The following is an 18655-nucleotide window of genomic DNA, read 5'->3' on the forward strand; positions in this document are numbered from 1 at the left end:
TTTGCCCATGAGCCTGGAAAACATCTCCTGCCAGAAAAGCTTCGGCGGCTGGCACAAGCGCTACCGGCACGCCTCCAAGGTCCTGGGTTGCGACATGGTGTTCGCCGTCTACCTGCCGCCGCAGGCCGAGCAGGGCGAGAAACTGCCGGTGTTGTACTGGCTCAGTGGCCTGACGTGCACGGACGAGAACTTCATGCAAAAGGCCGGCGCCCAGCGCCTGGCCGCAGAGCTTGGCCTGATCATCGTTGCCCCCGACACCAGCCCGCGCGGCGAGCAGGTGCCGGGTGACCCGGATGGCGCCTGGGACTTTGGTCTGGGCGCAGGTTTCTACCTCAACGCCACCCAGCAGCCCTGGGCTCAGCACTACCGCATGCACGACTACGTGGTGCAGGAGCTGCCCGCCTTGGTCGAGGCGCATTTTCCGGCCTCCGACCTGCGCAGTATCAGCGGCCACTCCATGGGTGGGCACGGTGCCTTGGTTTGCGCCCTGCGCAACCCTGGGTGCTATCGCTCGGTGTCGGCCTTTTCGCCGATCAGCAATCCGATGGATTGCCCGTGGGGGGAAAAGGCTTTCTCCCGTTACCTGGGGGACGACCGGGCGCGCTGGCGCGAGTGGGATGCCAGCGTACTGCTGGCCGAGACAGCCGCCGGGCAATGCCCGCCGCTGCTGATCGACCAGGGTGACCGGGATGACTTTCTCGAGAAGCAGCTCAAGCCCCAGGCGCTGGAGCAGGCGGCGCGCAAGGGAGGGCATGAGCTGACGCTGCGTTTGCAGCCTGGCTATGACCACAGCTACTACTTCATCGCCAGCTTCATCGATGAACACCTGCGCCATCACGCGGTGGCGTTGGGCAGGGTCTGATCCAGGGGTTTCTTTGCAGCCGCTTCGCACCAGCGGGGTCGCTGCGGTAAAGGGGCTGCAAAGCAGCCCCAATATCCAGCAAAGCAGGTAGAATCCAGCCCTGACTCATTCAGGGCTTTTTCTTATGCGTATTGGCCACGGCTACGATGTGCACCGTTTCGGCGACGGTGATTTCATTACCCTGGGCGGGGTGCGTATACCCCACAAATACGGCCTGCTGGCCCATTCCGACGGCGATGTGCTGCTGCATGCGCTCAGCGATGCCCTGCTTGGCGCTGCGGCGTTGGGCGACATCGGCAAACATTTCCCCGATACCGACCCTCAGTTCAAAGGGGCCGACAGCCGGGCGCTGCTGCGCCATGTGGTCGGCATCGTTCAGGCCAAGGGCTGGAAGGTCGGCAACGTCGACACCACCATCGTCGCCCAGGCACCCAAGATGGCACCGCATATCCCGACCATGCGCCAGTTGATCGCCGAAGACCTGCAGGTCGAACTCGACCAAGTCAACGTCAAGGCCACCACCACCGAGAAGCTGGGTTTCACCGGCCGTGAGGAGGGCATCGCCGTGCATGCGGTGGCCCTGTTGCTGCCAGCATGACCGAACTGGAACTGCTGGGCCCACGGGCCTGGGGGGGCTCCTTGGGCCAGGCGGTGCTCAAGGCAGTGGCTGAGGACTTTCAGGTCGACGAAGTGCTGGACATTCCACTTTCTGGCCAGGGCGAGCACCTCTGGCTGTGGGTCGAAAAACGTGACCTGAACACCGAGGAAGCGGCCCGTCGCCTGGCGCGTGCCGCCGGCGTGCCGGTTCGCTCGATCAGCTATGCCGGCCTCAAGGACCGACAGGCCCTGACCCGTCAGTGGTTCAGTCTGCACCTGCCGGGCAAGGCCGACCCTGACCTGTCCCGTGCCGAAGATGCAAGCCTGCGCGTACTCAAGCAGGTGCGTCACCAGCGCAAGCTCCAGCGCGGGGCCCATTCGGCTAACGGCTTCACCTTGCGCCTCACGGCCCTTGCGGCCGATCACCAAGCCCTCGATGCGCGCCTGGAACAACTCAAGCAGCACGGGGTACCCAATTACTTCGGCAGCCAACGGTTCGGCCACGAGGGCGGCAACGTGCATGACGCCCGCCAGTGGGCCGAGCGAAACGCGTTGCCGGAGCAGCGCAATGTCCGCTCGCGGCTGTTGTCCGCCGCGCGCAGCTACGTGTTCAACCAGGTACTGGCCGCGCGTGTCGCCGATGGCAGCTGGAACACAGCGCAGGTCGGTGATTTGCTGGCCTTCACAGAAAGCCGCAGTTTCTTCCCGGCGGGTGAGCAGGAATGTACCGATCCACGACTGGCGATTCTTGACTTGCATCCCACCGGGCCGCTCTGGGGCGAAGGCGTCTCACCGACCCGCGGCGATACGTCTATGCTGGAAACAGCCATCGGCGATCGGCATCTGGCGCTGTGCCAGTGGTTGGCACGAGCAGGCATGAATCACGAACGACGCATCCTGCGGCTCCCTATTGGCGGGCTGACGTGGCATTATCCCGAGCCTGATATCCTGCAACTGGAATTCGTCCTTCCGGCCGGATGCTTCGCCACCGTGGTGGTGCGCGAGCTCGTCGATCTGGTGCCGGCAGGGCAGACGGACAGCCCATGCGTATTCTGATTTCGAATGACGACGGTGTTACCGCACCCGGCCTTGCCGCGCTGCATGCTGCGCTGGCGGACTACGCCGAGTGCGTGGTGATTGCCCCGGATCAAGACAAAAGCGGTGCGAGCAGTTCACTGACACTGGACCGGCCGCTGCATCCGCAGACCTTGGCCAACGGCTTCATCAGCCTGAACGGCACGCCCACCGACTGCGTGCATTTAGGGCTCAACGGGTTGTTGCCCGAGACGCCCGATATGGTCGTGTCCGGTATCAACCTGGGAGCCAACCTCGGGGATGACGTGCTCTATTCCGGCACGGTCGCCGCGGCACTGGAGGGGCGCTTCCTGGGCGGCACATCGCTGGCGTTCTCGCTGTTGTCGCGCCTGCCGGACAACCTGCCGACCGCGGCCTACATCGCCCGCCGCCTGGTTGAAGCCCAGTCGCGCCTGGAGCTGCCGCCTCGCACCGTGCTCAACGTGAACATCCCAAACCTGCCTCTGGAACACATTCGTGGCATCCAGCTCACCCGGCTCGGCCATCGGGCGCGGGCAGCGGCGCCGACCAAGGTGGTCAACCCGCGTGGCAAGGAAGGCTACTGGATCGCCGTGGCCGGTGACGCCGAGGACGGCGGGCCGGGGACCGACTTTCACGCGGTGATGCAGGGGTACGTGTCGATCACCCCGCTGCAACTGGACCGCACCTTCAACGAAGCCTTCGAGCGTCTCGATGGCTGGGTGGAGGATCTGCTCTGATGCGTGAACAGGACGATCTGCTGCGCCGAGGCATCGGCATGACCTCCCAGCGTACCCGGGAGCGGTTGATCCAGCGTCTGTACGAGGAAGGCGTCTCGAACACCCAGGTGCTCGAGGTCATCCGTCGCACCCCGCGTCATCTGTTTGTCGACGAGGCCTTGGCGCACCGGGCCTACGAGGACACCGCGCTGCCGATCGGGCATAACCAGACCATTTCCCAGCCGTTCATGGTGGCGCACATGAGTGAGCTGCTGCTGGAGGCCGGGCCGTTGGACAAGGTCCTGGAGATCGGCACGGGGTCGGGTTACCAGACCGCCATTCTCGCGCAACTGGTGGAGCGGGTGTTCTCGGTGGAGCGGATCAAGGTCCTGCAGGACCGGGCCAAGGAGCGCCTGGTCGAGCTCAACCTGCGCAACGTGGTGTTTCGTTGGGGCGACGGCTGTGAAGGATGGCCGGCGCTGGCGCCTTACAACGGCATCATCGTGACAGCCGTGGCGCCGGAGGTTCCCCAAGCCTTGCTGGACCAGCTGGCGCCGGGTGGACGCATGGTGATTCCAGTGGGCGCTGCCGGCGAGTCCCAACAGTTGATGTTGATCGTACGCGAGGAACATGGGTTCTCCCGTCGTGTGCTGGGCGCCGTGCGTTTCGTACCGCTGCTCAACGGTCCGGTGGCGTGAGGGCGCGCTGAATATTTGCGTCGTCGACGAATTCTTCAGCCACGAACCTGTCTATCGTGCGGGGTTTCGTCGCGCTTGCCGCGGCACCTGAGCCAGCCACCCAAGCCGGTCTGTCTCGTTTATAATTGCAACAATATTGCATTTCGTATCGTCATATCGTTTTTCGGCACCATGAGGGGAGCGCGGGTGGGTCACACAATCATGCGGCAACGCAAGGATCGGTCGGTTTTCAAGCTTCTGGTGATTGCGCTGGCCATGGCGACATCGCTGGCGGGCTGCTCCAGCACCGGTTCGAGTGGCGCTCGCGTGGTGGATCGCAACAACACCGTGCCCAAGCGCCCGACCGTTACCTCAGGCCAATATGTGGTCAAGCCCGGCGATACCTTGTACTCCATCGCCTTCCGCTACGGTTGGGACTACAAAGAACTGGCCGCGCGCAACGGCATCGCGGCGCCCTATACCATTCGCCCCGGCCAGCCGATCCGCTTCAGCAGCGGCAGCGGTGGCAGCACCACGGTAGTGTCCAGCCCGTCCTCCTCGAGCAAGACCACGGTCACCCGCCGCCCGGTGGCAAGCACCTCCACGCCGCCTGCCAGCAATGGCGGTAAACCGGTCACCCCACCTGCGACGACGACTGCCCCAGTGATTACCCAGGTACCTGCCGCCGAGCGTTCGGTAGGGGGCTGGAGCTGGCCTGCCAATGGTGTGCTGATTGGAAAATTCGCTTCAAACGGTAGTTTGAATAAAGGCATTGATATCGCCGGTGATTTGGGACAGCCTGTTTTTGCTGCGTCTGGTGGTTCAGTGGTGTATGCCGGAAGTGGCTTGAGGGGCTACGGCGAGCTGATCATCATCAAGCACAACGATACCTACGTCAGTGCCTACGGTCATAACCGCAGGCTTTTGGTTCGGGAGGGGCAGCAGGTCAAGGCAGGGCAGACGATCGCTGAAATGGGGTCCACGGGCACTGATCGGGTGAAGCTGCATTTCGAGATTCGCCGCCAGGGCAAACCCGTCGATCCGCTCCAGTTCTTGCCACGTCGTTGATCTTTGCACCCAGCCTGTTCCTGCTGACGTAGAGGGGACAGGCTCCAGCGCTGCCAGGGAAACAGGTGCCGCTCGAGTCTGAGTTCGAACTCAGCAAAGGACTATAACAATGGCTCTCAGCAAAGAAGTGCCGGAGTTTGACATCGACGATGACCTCCTGTTGATGGAGACGGGCATCGTTTTGGAAACGGATGTGGTGTCAGACGAACCTGCTGTACCTTCGGTTCGGACCAAGGCCAAACAAGGCTCATCGCTCAAACAGCACAAGTACATCGATTACAGCCGGGCGCTCGACGCCACCCAGCTGTATCTCAACGAAATCGGCTTTTCTCCGCTGCTCTCCCCCGAAGAGGAAGTGCATTACGCACGCCTGTCGCAAAAAGGCGATCCGGCTGGCCGTAAGCGCATGATCGAGAGCAACCTGCGCCTGGTGGTCAAGATTGCGCGCCGCTACGTCAATCGTGGCCTGTCGCTGCTCGACCTGATCGAAGAGGGCAACCTCGGTCTGATCCGCGCGGTAGAAAAGTTCGATCCGGAGCGCGGTTTCCGTTTCTCGACCTATGCGACCTGGTGGATTCGCCAGACCATCGAACGGGCGATCATGAACCAGACCCGCACCATCCGCCTGCCGATCCACGTGGTCAAGGAGCTCAACGTCTACCTGCGTGCCGCGCGGGAGCTGACCCAGAAGCTCGACCACGAGCCTTCCCCGGAAGAAATCGCCGGGCTTTTGGAAAAACCCGTGGCCGAGGTCAAGCGCATGCTTGGGCTCAACGAGCGTGTCTCTTCGGTGGACGTTTCTCTCGGCCCGGACTCCGACAAGACCCTGCTCGACACGCTGACGGACGATCGCCCGACCGACCCGTGCGAGCTGCTGCAGGACGACGACCTCTCCCAGAGCATCGACCAATGGCTGGGTGAGTTGACCGACAAGCAGCGTGAGGTGGTGGTGCGTCGGTTCGGCTTGCGGGGCCACGAAAGCAGCACCCTTGAGGATGTAGGCCTGGAAATCGGCCTGACCCGAGAGCGCGTGCGGCAGATCCAGGTCGAGGGGCTCAAGCGTCTACGTGAAATCCTTGAAAAGAACGGCCTCTCGAGTGAGTCGCTGTTCCAGTAAGCGCAACCGCAACACAAAACGCCCCGATAATCTCGGGGCGTTTTTGTATCTGAGAGGATTGTTTATTTCGCTACCTACGTTGCTTTGCGTGTAAGAGATCGCTTACTCGTGGTGTAAGACTTCCCCGTAAGGATCAGTAAATCATTGTCGTTTCTAAGCTATCTATTTATGTAAGTATCTGAAAAATAACGCCTTTTTAGGCATTAAAAGATGTGTCAGCTGTAGCGTTTTGAGAGGTTTAGCCCTTGCTCGCCGTGCTGGAGTGGCTAGTATTCGAACTGTGTCGACGGACCGGCACAGCCTTCACGGATGAAGGTCATGGACATCGCAAGATGCGATTCATCAGGATGATGTTTAGGACAAGCAGGGACTACGGAAAAAATGTGGGCGGGTCAAACCGCCCCTTTTTTTTGCCTTGAATTCAATGGCAGAGGCTGCGCTTCATGTGGCGTGCAGGGGCTATCCGCTTGGCCTCGAACGAAGTGGTCCTGTCCCTTGGGCTGCTTTGCAGTCCATCGCCGGCTTTGGCAGTTTGTATGGCGCATTTCCAGAAATGAAAAAGGCCCCGTTTGGGGCCTTTTCGTATCCGGACGCTATCAGCGTTCCAGATCTGCAATCTTGCCAGGCTTGCCATCCCACTCTTCAGCATCAGGGAGGGGATCCTTACGCTCAGTGATGTTCGGCCAGATCTCCGCCAGTTCGGCGTTGAGCTCGATGAAGTTCTCCATGCCGGCAGGCACTTCGTCTTCCGAGAAAATGGCTTGAGCTGGGCATTCCGGTTCGCACAGGGCGCAGTCGATGCACTCGTCCGGGTGGATGACCAGGAAGTTCGGGCCTTCGTAGAAGCAGTCCACCGGACAGACTTCCACGCAGTCGGTGTACTTGCATTTGATGCAGTTGTCGGTGACGACGAAGGTCATTTCTAATTCTCTCCTCAGGCGACGGCGGCGGCCCTTCCTCATCAGGGCCGCGCGGTTTACAGGCATTGGCTGCAGGCCAGGCTAATAACCTGCAGCACCAGCAAACCGCGGCGGATTCTACCAGTTTGTAGTGGGCGCCGTTATAACAGGTTTTTCAGTTGATATAGCGTTTCGATAGCTTGGCGCGGCGTCATGTTGTCCAGGTCCAGCTTGCCCAGCTTCTCGATGGCCGGATGTGGCAGGCTGGCGAATAGGTCGCTCTGATGCGGCACTTGCGGCTCGCCCTTGGCAGCCTTGATCAGCTGCTCATGGGGCAGGCTGGTGGTTTCCAGGCGGCCCAGGTGTTCACGGGCACGCTGGATCACCGGGGAAGGCACGCCAGCCAACTGCGCCACGGCCAGGCCGTAACTCTGACTGGCAGGGCCCGGGAGGACGTGGTGCAGGAAGACGATCCGCTCGTTGTGCTCGGTGGCGTTCAGGTGCACGTTGGCCACCAGCGGCTCACTCTCCGGCAGCACGGTCAGCTCGAAGTAATGCGTGGCGAACAGGGTATAGGCACGCAATTGGGCCAGGCGCTCGGCCGCAGCCCAGGCCAGGGAAAGCCCGTCGAAGGTACTGGTGCCACGGCCCACTTCGTCCATCAGCACCAGGCTGCGGTCGGTGGCGTTGTGCAGGATGTTCGCGGTTTCGCTCATCTCGACCATGAAGGTCGAGCGGCCGCCGGCCAGGTCGTCGCTGGAGCCGATGCGGGTGAAGATGCGGTCGACCAGCGACAGCTCGCAGCGCGCCGCCGGCACGAAGCTGCCGATGTGCGCCATCAGCACGATCAACGCGGTCTGGCGCATGTAGGTGGATTTACCACCCATGTTCGGGCCGGTGATGATCAGCATGCGTGTGCTGTTGTCCAGCGCCAGGTCGTTGGCCACGAATGGTGTGGTGAGTACCTGTTCGACGACCGGATGGCGACCCTGCTCGATGCGCAGGCACGGCTCGTCGACAAAGCTTGGGCAGTTCAGGTCCAGGTTCAGGGCGCGTTCGGCCAGGTTGCTCAGCACGTCCAGCTCGGCCAGGGCGGCGGCGCTGTCCTGCAGCGGTGCCAGGTGGCCGATCAAAGTCTCGAGCAAGGCGTCATAGAGCATCTTTTCCCGGGCCAGGGCGCGGCTCTTGGCCGACAGCGCCTTGTCCTCGAAGGCCTTGAGCTCGGGTGTGATGAAGCGCTCTGCGCCTTTGAGGGTCTGGCGGCGGATGTAGTCGGCTGGCGCCTGCTCGGCTTGCTTGGTGGGCAGCTCGATGAAGTAGCCGTGCACGCGGTTGTAACCGACCTTGAGGTTGGCCAGGCCGGTGCGGGCCTTCTCACGGGCTTCCAGATCGATGAGGAACTGGCCGGCGTTCTCGCTCATGGCCAGCAGCTCGTCCAGCTCGGTGTCGTAGCCGGTCTTGAGCACGCCGCCGTCGCGGATCACCGCTGGCGGGTTGTCCAGGATTGCCCGTTCCAACAGGCTGGCGAGCTCCGGGTAGGTGCCGGCGATGGCGGCCAGGCGTGCCAGGTGCGGCGCTTCGAGCTCGGCCATGGCGTTCTGCAGCTCGGGCAGGGCGCCGAGGGCATCGCGCAGGCGCGCCAGATCTCGTGGGCGGGCGTTACGCAGGCCGATGCGGGCGAGGATCCGTTCGATATCGCCGATTTCCTTGAGCTGCGGTTGCAGCTTCTCGAAGCGGTAGCCGTCGAGCAGGCAGCGGATCGAATCCTGGCGAGCCTTGAGCACCTTGAGGTCGCGCAGCGGGCGGTTCAGCCAACGGGTCAACAGGCGACTGGCCATGGCGGTCTGGCAACGGTCGATCACCGATTGCAGGGTATTTTCGCGCCCCCCGGCCAGGTTGATGTCCAGCTCCAGGTTGCGACGGCTGGCGCCATCCAGGATTACGGTGTCATCCATGCGCTCATGACGCAGGCTGCGCAGGTGAGGCAGGGTGGTGCGTTGGGTTTCCTTCGCGTAGGTCAGCAGGCAGCCGGCGGCGCCGATGGCCAGGGTCAGCTTGTCGCAGCCAAAGCCTTTGAGGTCCTGGGTCGCGAATTGCTGGCACAGGCTCTTGCGCGCCGAGTCGCGGTCGAAGTCCCAGGGCGCGCGGCGGCGGCAGCCCGGGCGTTTCTCGGCCGGCAGGCCTTGCGGCCAGTCGTCGGGGATCAACAGTTCCACCGGGTTGATGCGTTCGAGTTCGGCCAGGAGGTTTTCCCAGCCTTTGATCTCCTGCACGGTGAAGTTGCCGCTGGTGATATCCAGCACGGCCAGGCCGAACAGACGCTCGTCCCCGAGCAGCGCGGCGATCAAGTTGTCGCGGCGCTCGTCGAGCAGCGCTTCGTCGCTGACCGTGCCGGGGGTGATGATCCGCACCACTTGGCGTTCCACCGGGCCCTTGCTGGTGGCCGGGTCGCCGATCTGCTCGCAGATCACCACCGACTCGCCCAGCTTGACCAGCTTGGCCAGATAGCCTTCCAGCGAGTGGAAGGGAATCCCGCACATGGGGATCGACTGGCCGGCGGACTGGCCACGGGCGGTCAGGGTGATATCCAGCAGTTTGGCGGCCTTCTTGGCATCTTCGTAGAAGATCTCGTAGAAGTCGCCCATGCGGTAGAACATCAGCTGGTCTGGGTGCTGGTTTTTCAGCTTCCAGTACTGCTGCATCATCGGTGTGTGTGCGGAAAGGTCAGACATTCAAGGCCTTGAAGCTGTCTCAGACAAAATGCGAAACGCCCAAGTCTACAGGTTCTTGTCAGCCGGGCACAGGCCGCTTTGGCCACTTCGGCCTTGTTGAAAGCGCTCAAGCCCCGCGTAGCAAGGCGCGGGGCTTGAGCGTGTCAGGTAGGGGTCAGCGGCGCTGCCAGACCACCGGGAACCAGTCCTCGCGCATGCGTTCGCCGTCGCTCAAATTGATGCCAGGGAAGGGTGGCGAAGTGCGCCCCGGACGCTGCACGTAGCGTACGTCATCTCCCAAAAAGCGTGTGGAAAAGGCGCGGCGCCGGTTCGTGCCTGTGTTGCCGGCGGCGCCATGCACGGTGCGGAAATCGAAGACGATGGCATCGCCAGGTTCCATTTCCGGGGAAAGGATCTGGTACTCGCCGTTCTCGACGTCCGGCATGTCCATGAACAGGTTCTGGCCATCGGCGTCGGTGGCACCATAGAAGTCCTGATTGCTGGCCCAGCGTTTGGGGCGTACGGGCTTGGGCCAGCGGTGCGAGCCGAGCACCACGCTCAAGGTATTGTGACGGGTAACCGGGTCCAGCGGGATCCAGTAACTGGCGGTCTGCAGGCCCTGGACACAGTAGTAGGGCAGGTCCTGGTGCCAAGGGGTGGGCTTGGCGGTGCCGGGCTCCTTCACCAGGATGTGGTCGTGGAACACCTGTACCTGCTGCGAGCCCATCAACTCGCCGGCGAGCCCTGCGGCCGGGGAGTTCAGCACGAAGTCAGTGAATGCCGGGATGCGCTGCCAGTTGCAATAGTCTTCGAAGAATCGGCCGCTCTCGCCGGAGCCGACGTTCTCGATGGCGAAGGCACTGGGTTCGGCCAGGTTCTGCTCGAAGCCTTCGCGCAGGCGTTCGATCCAGTCCTTGAACACGCCGCGCAGGATCACCGCGCCGTCTCGCTGGAAATCTTCGATGTGGGGATTCATGGGGCAGCCCTCTCGTTGTTGTTGTCGTGGCACCAGCATCGGGTGCCGCCGAGGGCCGGGTAAATCACAGAATTCCTATGCGCCACTATAGCTATTCTGTATGCCCCACCTTGTTGTCTTGCCCTGCGATTGGCCGGTTAATAGCCCTGCGCCCTGTGTTTTCCGGGCCTTGCGAGAACCCTTCAACGGCAGCGCGACTGCCGGCCAAGAACAAGAACAATGAGGAGTCCCTGGGATGAACGATCACAACAACTTGCGACGAGGCCTGAGTACCCGGCATATCCGCTTCATGGCATTGGGATCGGCGATCGGCACCGGGCTGTTCTACGGCTCGGCGTCGGCGATCAAGCTGGCCGGGCCGTCGGTACTGCTGGCCTACCTGATCGGCGGCGCGGCGATCTACATGATGATGCGTGCCCTCGGTGAAATGGCGGTGCGCAACCCGGTGTCCGGCTCCTTCGGGCAGTACACCAGCCAATACCTGGGGCGCTACCTGGGCTTTCTGACCGGCTGGAGCTATGCATTCTCCATGCTGGTGGTGTGCCTGGCGGATGTCACGGCATTCGGGGTGTACATGGGCTTGTGGTTCCCCGACACACCGCGCTGGATCTGGGTACTGGGGATCGTCTGCTTCATCGGCGCGCTGAACCTGTGCAGCGTGAAGGTGTTCGGCGAGATGGAATTCTGGCTCTCGTTGCTCAAGGTCACCGCAATCATCGCGATGATCGCGGCCGGTGGCGCGGTATTGTTGTTCGGCATCCAGCTGGGTAACGGCGCCGAGACGGTCACGGGGGTGTCCAACCTGTGGAGTCATGGCGGGTTCTTCCCCAATGGGATCGGCGGCATGATCGCCTCCTTCACGGTCGTGATGTTCGCCTTCGGCGGCGTCGAAATGATCGGTATCACCGCCGGCGAAGCCAAGGACCCCAAGCGCGTGCTGCCCAAGGCGATCAACTCGGTGCCGCTGCGTATCCTGCTGTTCTATGTGCTCACGCTGGTTGTGCTGATGGCGATTTACCCCTGGACCAACATCGGCAGCCAGGGCAGCCCGTTCGTGCAGATCTTCAGTGGTCTGGGCATAGATTCAGCGGCAACCCTGCTCAACATCGTGGTGATTTCAGCGGCGGTATCTGCGATCAACAGCGACATCTTCAGCGCCGGACGCATGATGTACGGCATGGCCCAGAACGGCCAGGCACCGGTCGGCTTCTCCCGCTTGTCGCGCTTCGGCGTGCCCTGGATGACCGTGCTGGTGATGGGCGTCGCACTGTTGCTGGGCGTGGTGCTGAACTACCTGGCGCCGGAGAACTTGTTCCTGATCCTTGCCGCCGTGGTGACCTTCTCGATCGTCTGGGTGTGGTTGATGATCCTGCTGTCTCAGGTGGCGATGCGTCGTGGCATGAGCCGCGAGGAAATCGCCGCGCTGGACTTCCCGGTGCCGCTGTGGCCCGTCGGGCCGGCCCTGGCGATCGTGTTCATGTTGTTCATCTTCGGCGTGCTGGGCTGGTTCCCGGATACGCGCACCGCGATGTATGTCGGCCTGGGCTGGTTGGCCCTGCTGTCGGTCGGCTACTGGCTGTGGGTGGCGCGCCAGCCACGCCAGGCGCCGGTCAACGCCTGAGTCAGACGGAAAACAGCTCGCTGGCCCAGCGCAGGAATGCCTGGGCCGCAGGGGAGGGGCGCATGGCGCTCGATTGCGCCAGTACCACCGACTGCGGGCTGACGGCTTCACGCAGAGGCCGGCACGCCAGTGGCCGGCCATCGTAGCTCTGGTCGCCCGCAGGCCGTGTGCATGAGAGCGCCACGCCATAGCCATGGGCGACCAGCCCGCGCTGCATCTCGAAGGTCTGGGTCAGTTGCTGGGCGCGTGGCTGCAGGTCGTGGGCCCAGAACAGCGAGAGGAAGTACTCGCGGGTTCGCGCGATGTCTTCGAGGATCAGGCACTCCTCGGCCAGGTCGGCCAACGATACCTGCTCCTGGCGGGCCAAAGGATGGTCCGCCGGCAATAGGGCATACGGCGCCACCTGTGCCAGAACTCGGCGCTCGATCTGTGGGTCCAGGCCCACGTCATAAGTCAGCGCCAATTCTGCCTTGCCCTCGTTCAAGCGCCGGTTGACCCCGGCAAGGTCGGTTTCGAACAAAGTCATGGCGACTTCCGGGTGGCGCTGGCGAAAGCCACTGAGCAGGCGCGGCGCGTACCACGGGCCCAGGTCTTGGAAGCAGATCAGGCTGAGATTGCCGCGCAGCACTTGTGGCTCATCCCCCGCACTGCGTATGCCGGCCGCCATGGCCAGGATCTCGCGTGCCTGCTCCAGTAGTTGCCGCCCCGCCGGGCTCAGCTCCAGGCCCCGGCTGGCCTGACGCAGGAACAGTTTTTCGCCCAGGATGGCCTCGAGCTGCGAGATCGCCAGCGACACCGAGGGCTGGGAGATGTGCTTGGCTCGCGCCGCGGCGCTGACGCTGCCCTGTTCGGCGGTGGCGACGAAGTACTCGAGCTGGCGAAAGGTAAAGCCGATCATTGTTGTCTTGACCTCGCTATCGCGGGGAGTCTTCCCGCGGTGTAGGGCTCATGAGAGTACAAGGAAATCCCCACGGTCGGGCGATGGGTATAAGAGAAAGCACGCGCACGGATTGCATTTGCGCTGCGGCACATCCATTATGCACGGTATGCAAAAACGCAACGTAGCCACCGTACTCAAAGCACTGCTCGACCGCCACGGCCTGTCACCGACGGAGCTGCACCGGCGCACGGGCGTTCCCCAATCCACGTTGTCGCGCATCCTCAGCGAGAAGATCGTCGACCCGTCCGACAAGCATGTGTCGAAGATCGCCGAGTACTTCGGCGTCAGTACCGACCAACTGCGCGGGCGCGTCGAGCTGGGCGAGTCCCGCGAGGCGGCGCAGCCGGCCCATGGCCATGCGGACCTGAGCGACATCAGCCTGTGGGACGACGAAACCCCCGTCGAGGATGACGAGGTGTCCGTTCCTTTTCTTCGAGAGGTTGAATTGGCAGCAGGATCAGGAAGATTCGTCATCGAGGAAAGCGAGAAGGCCCGCCTGCGCTTCGGCAAGCGCAGCCTGCGCCACAATGGCGTCCAGTTCGACCAGGCCAAGTGTGTGACCGTGCGCGGCAACAGTATGTTGCCGGTACTGCGTGATGGCGCGACGGTCGGGGTCAACACCGGAAAATGCGCGATCGGCGACATCATCGATGGTGACCTCTACGCCATCAACCACAATGGCCAGTTACGTGTGAAACAGGTATACCGTCTGCCCACCGGTATTCGTTTGCGCAGCTTCAATCGCGATGAACACCCTGACGAGGACTACAGCTTCCAGCAGATGCAGGAAGAGCAGATCAGCCTGTTGGGCCATGTGTTCTGGTGGGGCATGTACGCTCGCTGAGGCATCTCCTTTTCAAGAAAACCCGCTTCGGCGGGTTTTTTTTCGTCCGCAGAAAATCCCTACAAGCCACGTCGTGCATAGCCTCCATGCATTTCAGCAAATTTTATTCGTTAGAAATATGAATTTATGCATTGACTGGATATGCATCAGTGCATAATCTGTGTCTCAAGCCGGTCGACACCGGTTGTTACACAGGCAGCGATGAACAGGCCTCGACTGTTCAGAGGGTTGGCAACTGGCCCGGGTGTGCAGCGTAAAGCACCACGAACAGTTATCCGGCGGGCAGGTGGCCGCGGTCGGAGACACCAATTCGAAGCGGAACCGCCAGGCGTCACCAGATGTGGCCGGCGGTTCGACAACGCATTACTGAAAAGCCTGGCAGCCCGGGCTTTTTGGAATGCCGAGTTCATACACAACCGTCCCGCCGGTAGCACCGGCGGGCATTCATACAGGAGGCAGGACAGTGACGAACGAGCAACAGACGTTGCTGGAGATACCGCTCTGGCTGGTGATCGTCCTGGCATTGCTGGGCGGCCTGAGCGGTGAGATGTGGCGTGCCGACAAGGCTGGCGCGCGAGGATGGGCGCTGGTGCGCCGGCTGGCGTTGCGATCCGGGGCTTGCATGGTCTGCGGGGTCTCGACGGTGATGCTGCTGTACGCCAGCGGCATGTCGATCTGGAGCGCCAGCGCCTTTGGCTGCATGACTGCCATGGCAGGCGCCGACGTAGCTATCGGGCTCTACGAGCGCTGGGCGGCCAAACGCCTGGGGTTGCGTGATGTACCCCAGGCCGATGAGCGATAGGAGGCATTGAAATGAGCGAACTGGCCACTTTGCATGCGGCCCTGACCGCAACGATTCGTGAGGCGATTCCTGAACTTGCGTCAGTCGATATCGCTTCTGATGTCGAGAGCAGCACCGTCCTGCCGTCGCTGCGCCATGGCATCGTGCGCATGACCGCGGACGCCGCGCCACGGGATGGGCGCTCGGTGCTGGTCACCACCTTCGAGGCGGATATCACCCCCGACCTCGGCGACCCCGATGCACGCCTGCAGGGAAGCCTGCTGGCCGCACAACTGATGGACCTGCTGCGCCAGCAGTATTGGGGCCTGGATTTTGTCGAGGCCAGCCGCAATGCGCTGGCACAGTTCGAGGGTGGCCACTGGATTGTCCGTTGGGAGCAGCCGGTGCTGTTGGGCGAGCCCCAGTGGCACTGGCCTGATCAGCCGCCCGGCATGCTGATGTTGGGCATCGACCCGGACACCGGGTCGGGCAACGAGCACCGTTATATCGCTGCAGAGGACATCCCATGAGCTACGCCAGCGCGATGCATGATCGGATGCTGGCCAGCCTGGTCATCCCTTGCCGCGTTGTTGCGGTAGACCTGGCCGCAGCTCGGGTGCGGGTATCCGATGGAGCCTGGACCAGTGCCTGGTTGCGCTGGCATTGCCTGGCCGCCGGTAAGGCACGCCACTGGCGGGCACCAAGCCTGGGCGAGCAGGGCGTGTTGATCAGCCCCAGCGGTGAGCCGGCCCTGGGCACTTTCGTGCCGGGCCTTTACGGCAATGCCGGCAGCGCGCCGGACAACCGCGACCATGTGGAGGTGTGGCGGTTCGAGGACGGCGGCTCGCTCGCCTATGACTGGCAGGCCAAGCGCTACGACATCCACCTGCCTGCCGGCAACGCCAGCATCAAGGTAGGCGCCAGCACCCTACGCGTCAGCGAGGGTGCCATCGAGCTCGACGCCACGGCTATCACCCTGACCGGCCAGGTCGCCATCAACGGGCCGCTGACCGTCAGCGGCGACATCAACGGCGGCGGCAGGATCATCGACACCGCTGGCAACACCGCTAACCACAAGCATTGATTGAGGCCCCCCTGCATCGGAAATGCCGGCGCTGACAAGCAGGTTTCCTGCTCCGTGGCGTCTGTATCGCGGGTTTAGCCGCGAACAGGTGCAGGCCTTAACCAGGAGAGACTCTTAAATGCGATTCCACCAACGGACCTCGCACCTTGCAACAGGAGGCGCACCATGATCGGCATGGACCGCCGCACCGGCCAACCTTTGGCCGGCATCGCCCACCTTCGTCAGTCCATCGAGGACATCCTTTCCACCCCGCAAGGCAGCCGGCGCATGCGCCCCGAGTACGGTAGCCAGTTGCGTCGCTACGTCGACTTGCCCGTCAACGACGGCTGGAAGAGCGCCGTGCAAGCGGAAGTCGCCCGCGCCTTGGGGCGTTGGGAGCCGCGTCTGAAGCTTGAGCGGGTGCGTGTGCTGTCGGTGCTCGACGGCCAGGTCAACCTCGCCCTCAGCGGCCGTTACCTGGGCGATGACGCCCTGGTGGAGGTCAGCATATGAGCCAGGTGGACTTGTCGAAACTCCCTGCGCCTCAGTTGCTCGAAGACCTTGACTACGAGGCGCTGTACCAAGCCGACCTGGAGACCTTCCGCGCCCAGATGGGCGAGAGCTGGGCCGCCCAGTTGGAAAGCGACCCGGTAACCAAGTTGCTGGAGGTCGGGGCCTACCGCAAGCTGCTCAACCGCGCCCGTATCAACGACGCGGCCAAGGCGCTGCTGCTGGCCTACGCCCAAGGGAGCGACCTCGACCAACTGGCGGCCAACGTCAATCTCCAGCGCCTGGTGGTCCAGGCCGAGGACCTGCAGGCGGTGCCGCCGCTGGCGCAGGTGTTGGAAGCCGACGACGCCCTGCGCGAGCGGGTGCAACTGGTCTACGAAGGTCTGACCACCGCCGGCCCGCGCAACAGCTACATCCTGCATGCCCGCAACGCTTCGGGGCTGGTCGCTGACGCGACCGCTGAAAGTCCGGCGCCGGCAGAGGTGGTGGTGACGGTGCTGGCACTGGATGGCAATGGCGAGGCCCCACCGGCGCTGCTGGAGGTTGTGCGCCAGTACCTCAACGATGACGACGTACGCCCCGTGGCGGACCGGTTGACGGTGCAGTCCGCGCAGATCCTGCCGTACCGTATCGATGCGGTGGTGCACATGGCCGGGACCGGGCCTGAGAACGAGGCGCTGCTGGTCGAGTGCGAGCGACGCCTGGCTGCCTGGATCAACCCACGGCGCAGGCTGGGGATGGAGGTTTCCCGTTCAGGCGTCGATGCCCAGTTGCATATCAACGGGGTGAGCCGCGTGGAGCTGGCGAACTGGGTCGACATTCGCCCGAGCAAAGCCCAGGCCGCCTGGTGCGAAGGGTTCACCGTGGTGCGGGGGGACTGACATGACAGGCCTTCTGCCTATCAACAGCACGGCGTTGGAGCGCGCGCTCGATGGCACCAGCGCCGAGGACCTCAAGCCTGCCCTGCGCACGCTCTACAACCCCGACACCTGCCCGCCGCACCTGCTGTACCAACTGGCCTGGGCCTGGTCGGTCGATCGCTGGGACGACAGTTGGAGCGAGGCGGTCAAGCGCTCGGTGATCCGCGCGGCGTTTTCCGTGCATGCCCACAAAGGCACTGTCGGTGCGCTCCGTCGGGTGGTCGACCCCTCCGAATCACCAGAGCCTACGCCGAAACCGACACAGACAGCCCTGGTACGCCAGGTACTGCGGGCGCAACTCAATGCCTTGTACCCCTCGCCAGCCGACCCGGCCGTGCTGGTCGCCGAACTGGTACTTCCACCGGAAGTCGGCGGTTGGTGGATTCGAGAGCTGGCCCTGGAGGACGCAAACGGCAACTTCGTCGCGGTAGCCAAGCCTGCGCCCAGCTACAAGCCGCTGCTCGCCCAGCCTGGCCCAGCGACTAGGCAATACCCCCGAGGCTGATGGTGATGGTCAGCTCTATCGCGGCCGTGGCCTGATCCAGGTGACCGGTCGCAATAACTATCAGGCCTGCAGTCGGGCGCTGTTTGGTGACGAACGCCTGCTGGCGCAGCCGCAGATGCTTGAACAACCCCGCTGGGCCTGTGAATCGGCGGCGTGGTTCTGGCATTCACGCGGGCTCAATGCGCTGGCGGACCGGGGTGAGTTCAATCGCATCACCCGTCACATCAATGGTGGGCTCAATGGGCTGGAAGATCGTCTGGCCTTGTGGGCACGGGCGCGGGAGGTGCTGTGTTGAGCCGCCTATGGCTGGGGCTGTGTCTGGTGCTCGTGCTGTTGTCTTCGGCATTGACCTGGCAGGTCCAGGCCTGGCGCTACGGCCGGCTGTTCGCGCAGCAGGCCGAGGCTCAAGCCCATGAGGCCCAGGCGCGTGCAGAGGAAGCAGCGCGAGCGCTGCTCGCCGAGCGCGAGGGACGCCAGCAACTCGAACAACGCCTGCAAGGCAGTGAAACACGACATTTCCAGGAGCTCGCCCATGCCCAACAGACTCAAGCTCGCCTGCGTGACCGCCTGGCTACTGCTGACCTGCGGTTGTCAGTCTTGGTCGAACAGGGCGCCAACTGCCCCGCAGTGCCTGCCCCCTCCAGCGCCAGCGGCGTGGATCATGGCCCCGTACGCGCCCGACTTGACCCAGCGGATGCTCGACGCATTATCGCCATCACCGACACCGGAGACCGGGGACTGATCGCCCTGCGCGCCTGCCAGGATTACATTCGGGCATTGGCGCGCTGAGCG

General features: G+C 63.2%; 20 protein-coding genes and 1 pseudogene. 17 read left to right on the top strand and 4 right to left on the bottom strand.

All coding sequences use genetic code 11. From position 1 onward, the window contains the following. Positions 1-7 precede the first annotated feature (7 nt). The 7 genes from fghA (at position 8) to rpoS (ending at position 6093) form a co-directional block, all read left to right on the top strand. On the top strand, positions 8-862 hold the full coding sequence (fghA, locus tag BLS27_RS18020; protein ID WP_090346090.1) for an S-formylglutathione hydrolase: 855 nt from the start codon (positions 8-10) through the stop codon (positions 860-862). A 124-nt stretch (positions 863-986) separates the two neighbouring features. After that, positions 987-1460 (top strand): 2-C-methyl-D-erythritol 2,4-cyclodiphosphate synthase, encoded by a 474-nt coding sequence (gene ispF, locus BLS27_RS18025; RefSeq protein ID WP_043208819.1) that lies wholly within the window; start codon positions 987-989, stop codon positions 1458-1460. Then, positions 1457-2515 carry a tRNA pseudouridine(13) synthase TruD gene (gene truD, locus BLS27_RS18030; RefSeq protein WP_090346093.1) on the top strand — a complete coding sequence of 353 codons (1059 nt, stop codon included), beginning with the start codon at positions 1457-1459 and terminating at the stop codon, positions 2513-2515. The genes ispF and truD overlap by 4 nt, the downstream gene beginning before the upstream one ends. Beyond that, complete coding sequence (gene surE, locus BLS27_RS18035) at positions 2503-3252, top strand: 5'/3'-nucleotidase SurE (RefSeq protein WP_043208815.1); 750 nt, start codon at positions 2503-2505, stop codon at positions 3250-3252. The genes truD and surE overlap by 13 nt, the downstream gene beginning before the upstream one ends. Before the next feature lie 38 nt (positions 3253-3290). After that, positions 3291-3929 carry a protein-L-isoaspartate(D-aspartate) O-methyltransferase gene (locus tag BLS27_RS18040; protein WP_167358117.1) on the top strand — a complete coding sequence of 213 codons (639 nt, stop codon included), beginning with the start codon at positions 3291-3293 and terminating at the stop codon, positions 3927-3929. A gap of 186 nt (positions 3930-4115) precedes the next feature. After that, complete coding sequence (locus BLS27_RS18045) at positions 4116-4976, top strand: peptidoglycan DD-metalloendopeptidase family protein (RefSeq protein WP_043208810.1); 861 nt, start codon at positions 4116-4118, stop codon at positions 4974-4976. A 109-nt stretch (positions 4977-5085) separates the two neighbouring features. Next, a complete protein-coding gene (gene rpoS, locus BLS27_RS18050; RefSeq protein WP_043208809.1) occupies positions 5086-6093 on the top strand; it encodes an RNA polymerase sigma factor RpoS in 1008 nt (335 codons plus the stop codon). Between the two features lie 596 nt (positions 6094-6689). Here rpoS and fdxA read toward each other — a convergent pair. The 3 genes from fdxA to BLS27_RS18065 form a co-directional block, all read right to left on the bottom strand. Beyond that, positions 6690-7013 (bottom strand): ferredoxin FdxA, encoded by a 324-nt coding sequence (fdxA, locus tag BLS27_RS18055; protein ID WP_043208808.1) that lies wholly within the window; start codon positions 7011-7013, stop codon positions 6690-6692. A 140-nt stretch (positions 7014-7153) separates the two neighbouring features. Beyond that, on the bottom strand, positions 7154-9724 hold the full coding sequence (gene mutS / locus BLS27_RS18060; RefSeq protein WP_090346095.1) for a DNA mismatch repair protein MutS: 2571 nt from the start codon (positions 9722-9724) through the stop codon (positions 7154-7156). A 154-nt stretch (positions 9725-9878) separates the two neighbouring features. Next, positions 9879-10679 (bottom strand): phytanoyl-CoA dioxygenase family protein, encoded by an 801-nt coding sequence (locus BLS27_RS18065; protein WP_043208804.1) that lies wholly within the window; start codon positions 10677-10679, stop codon positions 9879-9881. A gap of 235 nt (positions 10680-10914) precedes the next feature. On the opposite strand from BLS27_RS18065, the gene BLS27_RS18070 reads away from it, so the two are divergent. Further along, entirely contained in the window at positions 10915-12300 is a 1386-nt protein-coding gene (locus BLS27_RS18070) for an amino acid permease (protein ID WP_090346098.1), read from the top strand. A gap of 1 nt (position 12301) precedes the next feature. Here the strand turns inward: BLS27_RS18070 and BLS27_RS18075 are convergent, their stop codons facing one another. Then, entirely contained in the window at positions 12302-13198 is an 897-nt protein-coding gene (locus BLS27_RS18075; RefSeq protein WP_043208800.1) for a LysR substrate-binding domain-containing protein, read from the bottom strand. A 139-nt stretch (positions 13199-13337) separates the two neighbouring features. Here BLS27_RS18075 and BLS27_RS18080 point away from each other — a divergent pair, with 139 nt between their 5' ends. The 9 genes and pseudogenes from BLS27_RS18080 (at position 13338) to BLS27_RS18120 (ending at position 18652) form a co-directional block, all read left to right on the top strand. After that, entirely contained in the window at positions 13338-14084 is a 747-nt protein-coding gene (locus BLS27_RS18080; protein ID WP_043208797.1) for a LexA family transcriptional regulator, read from the top strand. Positions 14085-14547: 463 nt separating this feature from the next. Then, complete coding sequence (locus BLS27_RS18085; protein ID WP_043208794.1) at positions 14548-14886, top strand: phage holin family protein; 339 nt, start codon at positions 14548-14550, stop codon at positions 14884-14886. Between the two features lie 11 nt (positions 14887-14897). Beyond that, positions 14898-15395: a hypothetical protein gene (locus tag BLS27_RS18090; protein WP_043208792.1), complete on the top strand. Its 498-nt coding sequence runs from the start codon at positions 14898-14900 to the stop codon at positions 15393-15395. Then, positions 15392-15949 (top strand): phage baseplate assembly protein V, encoded by a 558-nt coding sequence (locus BLS27_RS18095; protein ID WP_090346100.1) that lies wholly within the window; start codon positions 15392-15394, stop codon positions 15947-15949. Before BLS27_RS18090 ends, BLS27_RS18095 begins: the two co-directional genes overlap by 4 nt. A gap of 165 nt (positions 15950-16114) precedes the next feature. After that, positions 16115-16441, top strand: coding sequence for a GPW/gp25 family protein (locus BLS27_RS18100; protein WP_043208788.1), 327 nt, complete (start codon positions 16115-16117; stop codon positions 16439-16441). Continuing rightward, positions 16438-17319: a baseplate J/gp47 family protein gene (locus BLS27_RS18105; protein ID WP_090346102.1), complete on the top strand. Its 882-nt coding sequence runs from the start codon at positions 16438-16440 to the stop codon at positions 17317-17319. Before BLS27_RS18100 ends, BLS27_RS18105 begins: the two co-directional genes overlap by 4 nt. Before the next feature lies 1 nt (position 17320). Next, the gene (locus BLS27_RS24005) at positions 17321-17863 is read left to right on the top strand and encodes a phage tail protein I (RefSeq protein ID WP_244155253.1); all 543 of its coding nucleotides are present in this window, start codon (positions 17321-17323) and stop codon (positions 17861-17863) included. Next, positions 17826-18158 (top strand): annotated as a pseudogene (locus BLS27_RS18115) (glycoside hydrolase family 19 protein); the annotation flags it as partial. The gene BLS27_RS24005 and the pseudogene BLS27_RS18115, both read left to right, overlap by 38 nt. Beyond that, positions 18155-18652 (top strand): lysis system i-spanin subunit Rz, encoded by a 498-nt coding sequence (locus tag BLS27_RS18120; protein ID WP_043208905.1) that lies wholly within the window; start codon positions 18155-18157, stop codon positions 18650-18652. The pseudogene BLS27_RS18115 and the gene BLS27_RS18120, both read left to right, overlap by 4 nt. The last annotated feature ends 3 nt before the right edge of the window (positions 18653-18655 follow it).

Origin of the sequence: Pseudomonas guariconensis, assembly GCF_900102675.1 — a bacterium.
GTDB classification, from domain to species: Bacteria; Pseudomonadota; Gammaproteobacteria; order Pseudomonadales; family Pseudomonadaceae; genus Aquipseudomonas; species Aquipseudomonas guariconensis.

Excerpts from the sequence above, each read along its gene's own strand:
- fghA (WP_090346090.1), top strand. The coding sequence starts at position 8 with ATGAGCCTGGAAAACATCTCCTGCCAGAAAAGCTTCGGCGGCTGGCAC.
- ispF (WP_043208819.1), top strand. The coding sequence starts at position 987 with ATGCGTATTGGCCACGGCTACGATGTGCACCGTTTCGGCGACGGTGAT.
- truD (WP_090346093.1), top strand. The coding sequence starts at position 1,457 with ATGACCGAACTGGAACTGCTGGGCCCACGGGCCTGGGGGGGCTCCTTG.
- surE (WP_043208815.1), top strand. The coding sequence starts at position 2,503 with ATGCGTATTCTGATTTCGAATGACGACGGTGTTACCGCACCCGGCCTT.
- BLS27_RS18040 (WP_167358117.1), top strand. The coding sequence starts at position 3,291 with ATGACCTCCCAGCGTACCCGGGAGCGGTTGATCCAGCGTCTGTACGAG.
- rpoS (WP_043208809.1), top strand. The coding sequence starts at position 5,086 with ATGGCTCTCAGCAAAGAAGTGCCGGAGTTTGACATCGACGATGACCTC.
- fdxA (WP_043208808.1), bottom strand. The coding sequence starts at position 7,013 with ATGACCTTCGTCGTCACCGACAACTGCATCAAATGCAAGTACACCGAC.
- mutS (WP_090346095.1), bottom strand. The coding sequence starts at position 9,724 with ATGTCTGACCTTTCCGCACACACACCGATGATGCAGCAGTACTGGAAG.
- BLS27_RS18065 (WP_043208804.1), bottom strand. The coding sequence starts at position 10,679 with ATGAATCCCCACATCGAAGATTTCCAGCGAGACGGCGCGGTGATCCTG.
- BLS27_RS18070 (WP_090346098.1), top strand. The coding sequence starts at position 10,915 with ATGAACGATCACAACAACTTGCGACGAGGCCTGAGTACCCGGCATATC.
- BLS27_RS18075 (WP_043208800.1), bottom strand. The coding sequence starts at position 13,198 with ATGATCGGCTTTACCTTTCGCCAGCTCGAGTACTTCGTCGCCACCGCC.
- BLS27_RS18080 (WP_043208797.1), top strand. The coding sequence starts at position 13,338 with ATGCACGGTATGCAAAAACGCAACGTAGCCACCGTACTCAAAGCACTG.
- BLS27_RS18090 (WP_043208792.1), top strand. The coding sequence starts at position 14,898 with ATGAGCGAACTGGCCACTTTGCATGCGGCCCTGACCGCAACGATTCGT.
- BLS27_RS18095 (WP_090346100.1), top strand. The coding sequence starts at position 15,392 with ATGAGCTACGCCAGCGCGATGCATGATCGGATGCTGGCCAGCCTGGTC.
- BLS27_RS18100 (WP_043208788.1), top strand. The coding sequence starts at position 16,115 with ATGATCGGCATGGACCGCCGCACCGGCCAACCTTTGGCCGGCATCGCC.
- BLS27_RS18105 (WP_090346102.1), top strand. The coding sequence starts at position 16,438 with ATGAGCCAGGTGGACTTGTCGAAACTCCCTGCGCCTCAGTTGCTCGAA.
- BLS27_RS24005 (WP_244155253.1), top strand. The coding sequence starts at position 17,321 with ATGACAGGCCTTCTGCCTATCAACAGCACGGCGTTGGAGCGCGCGCTC.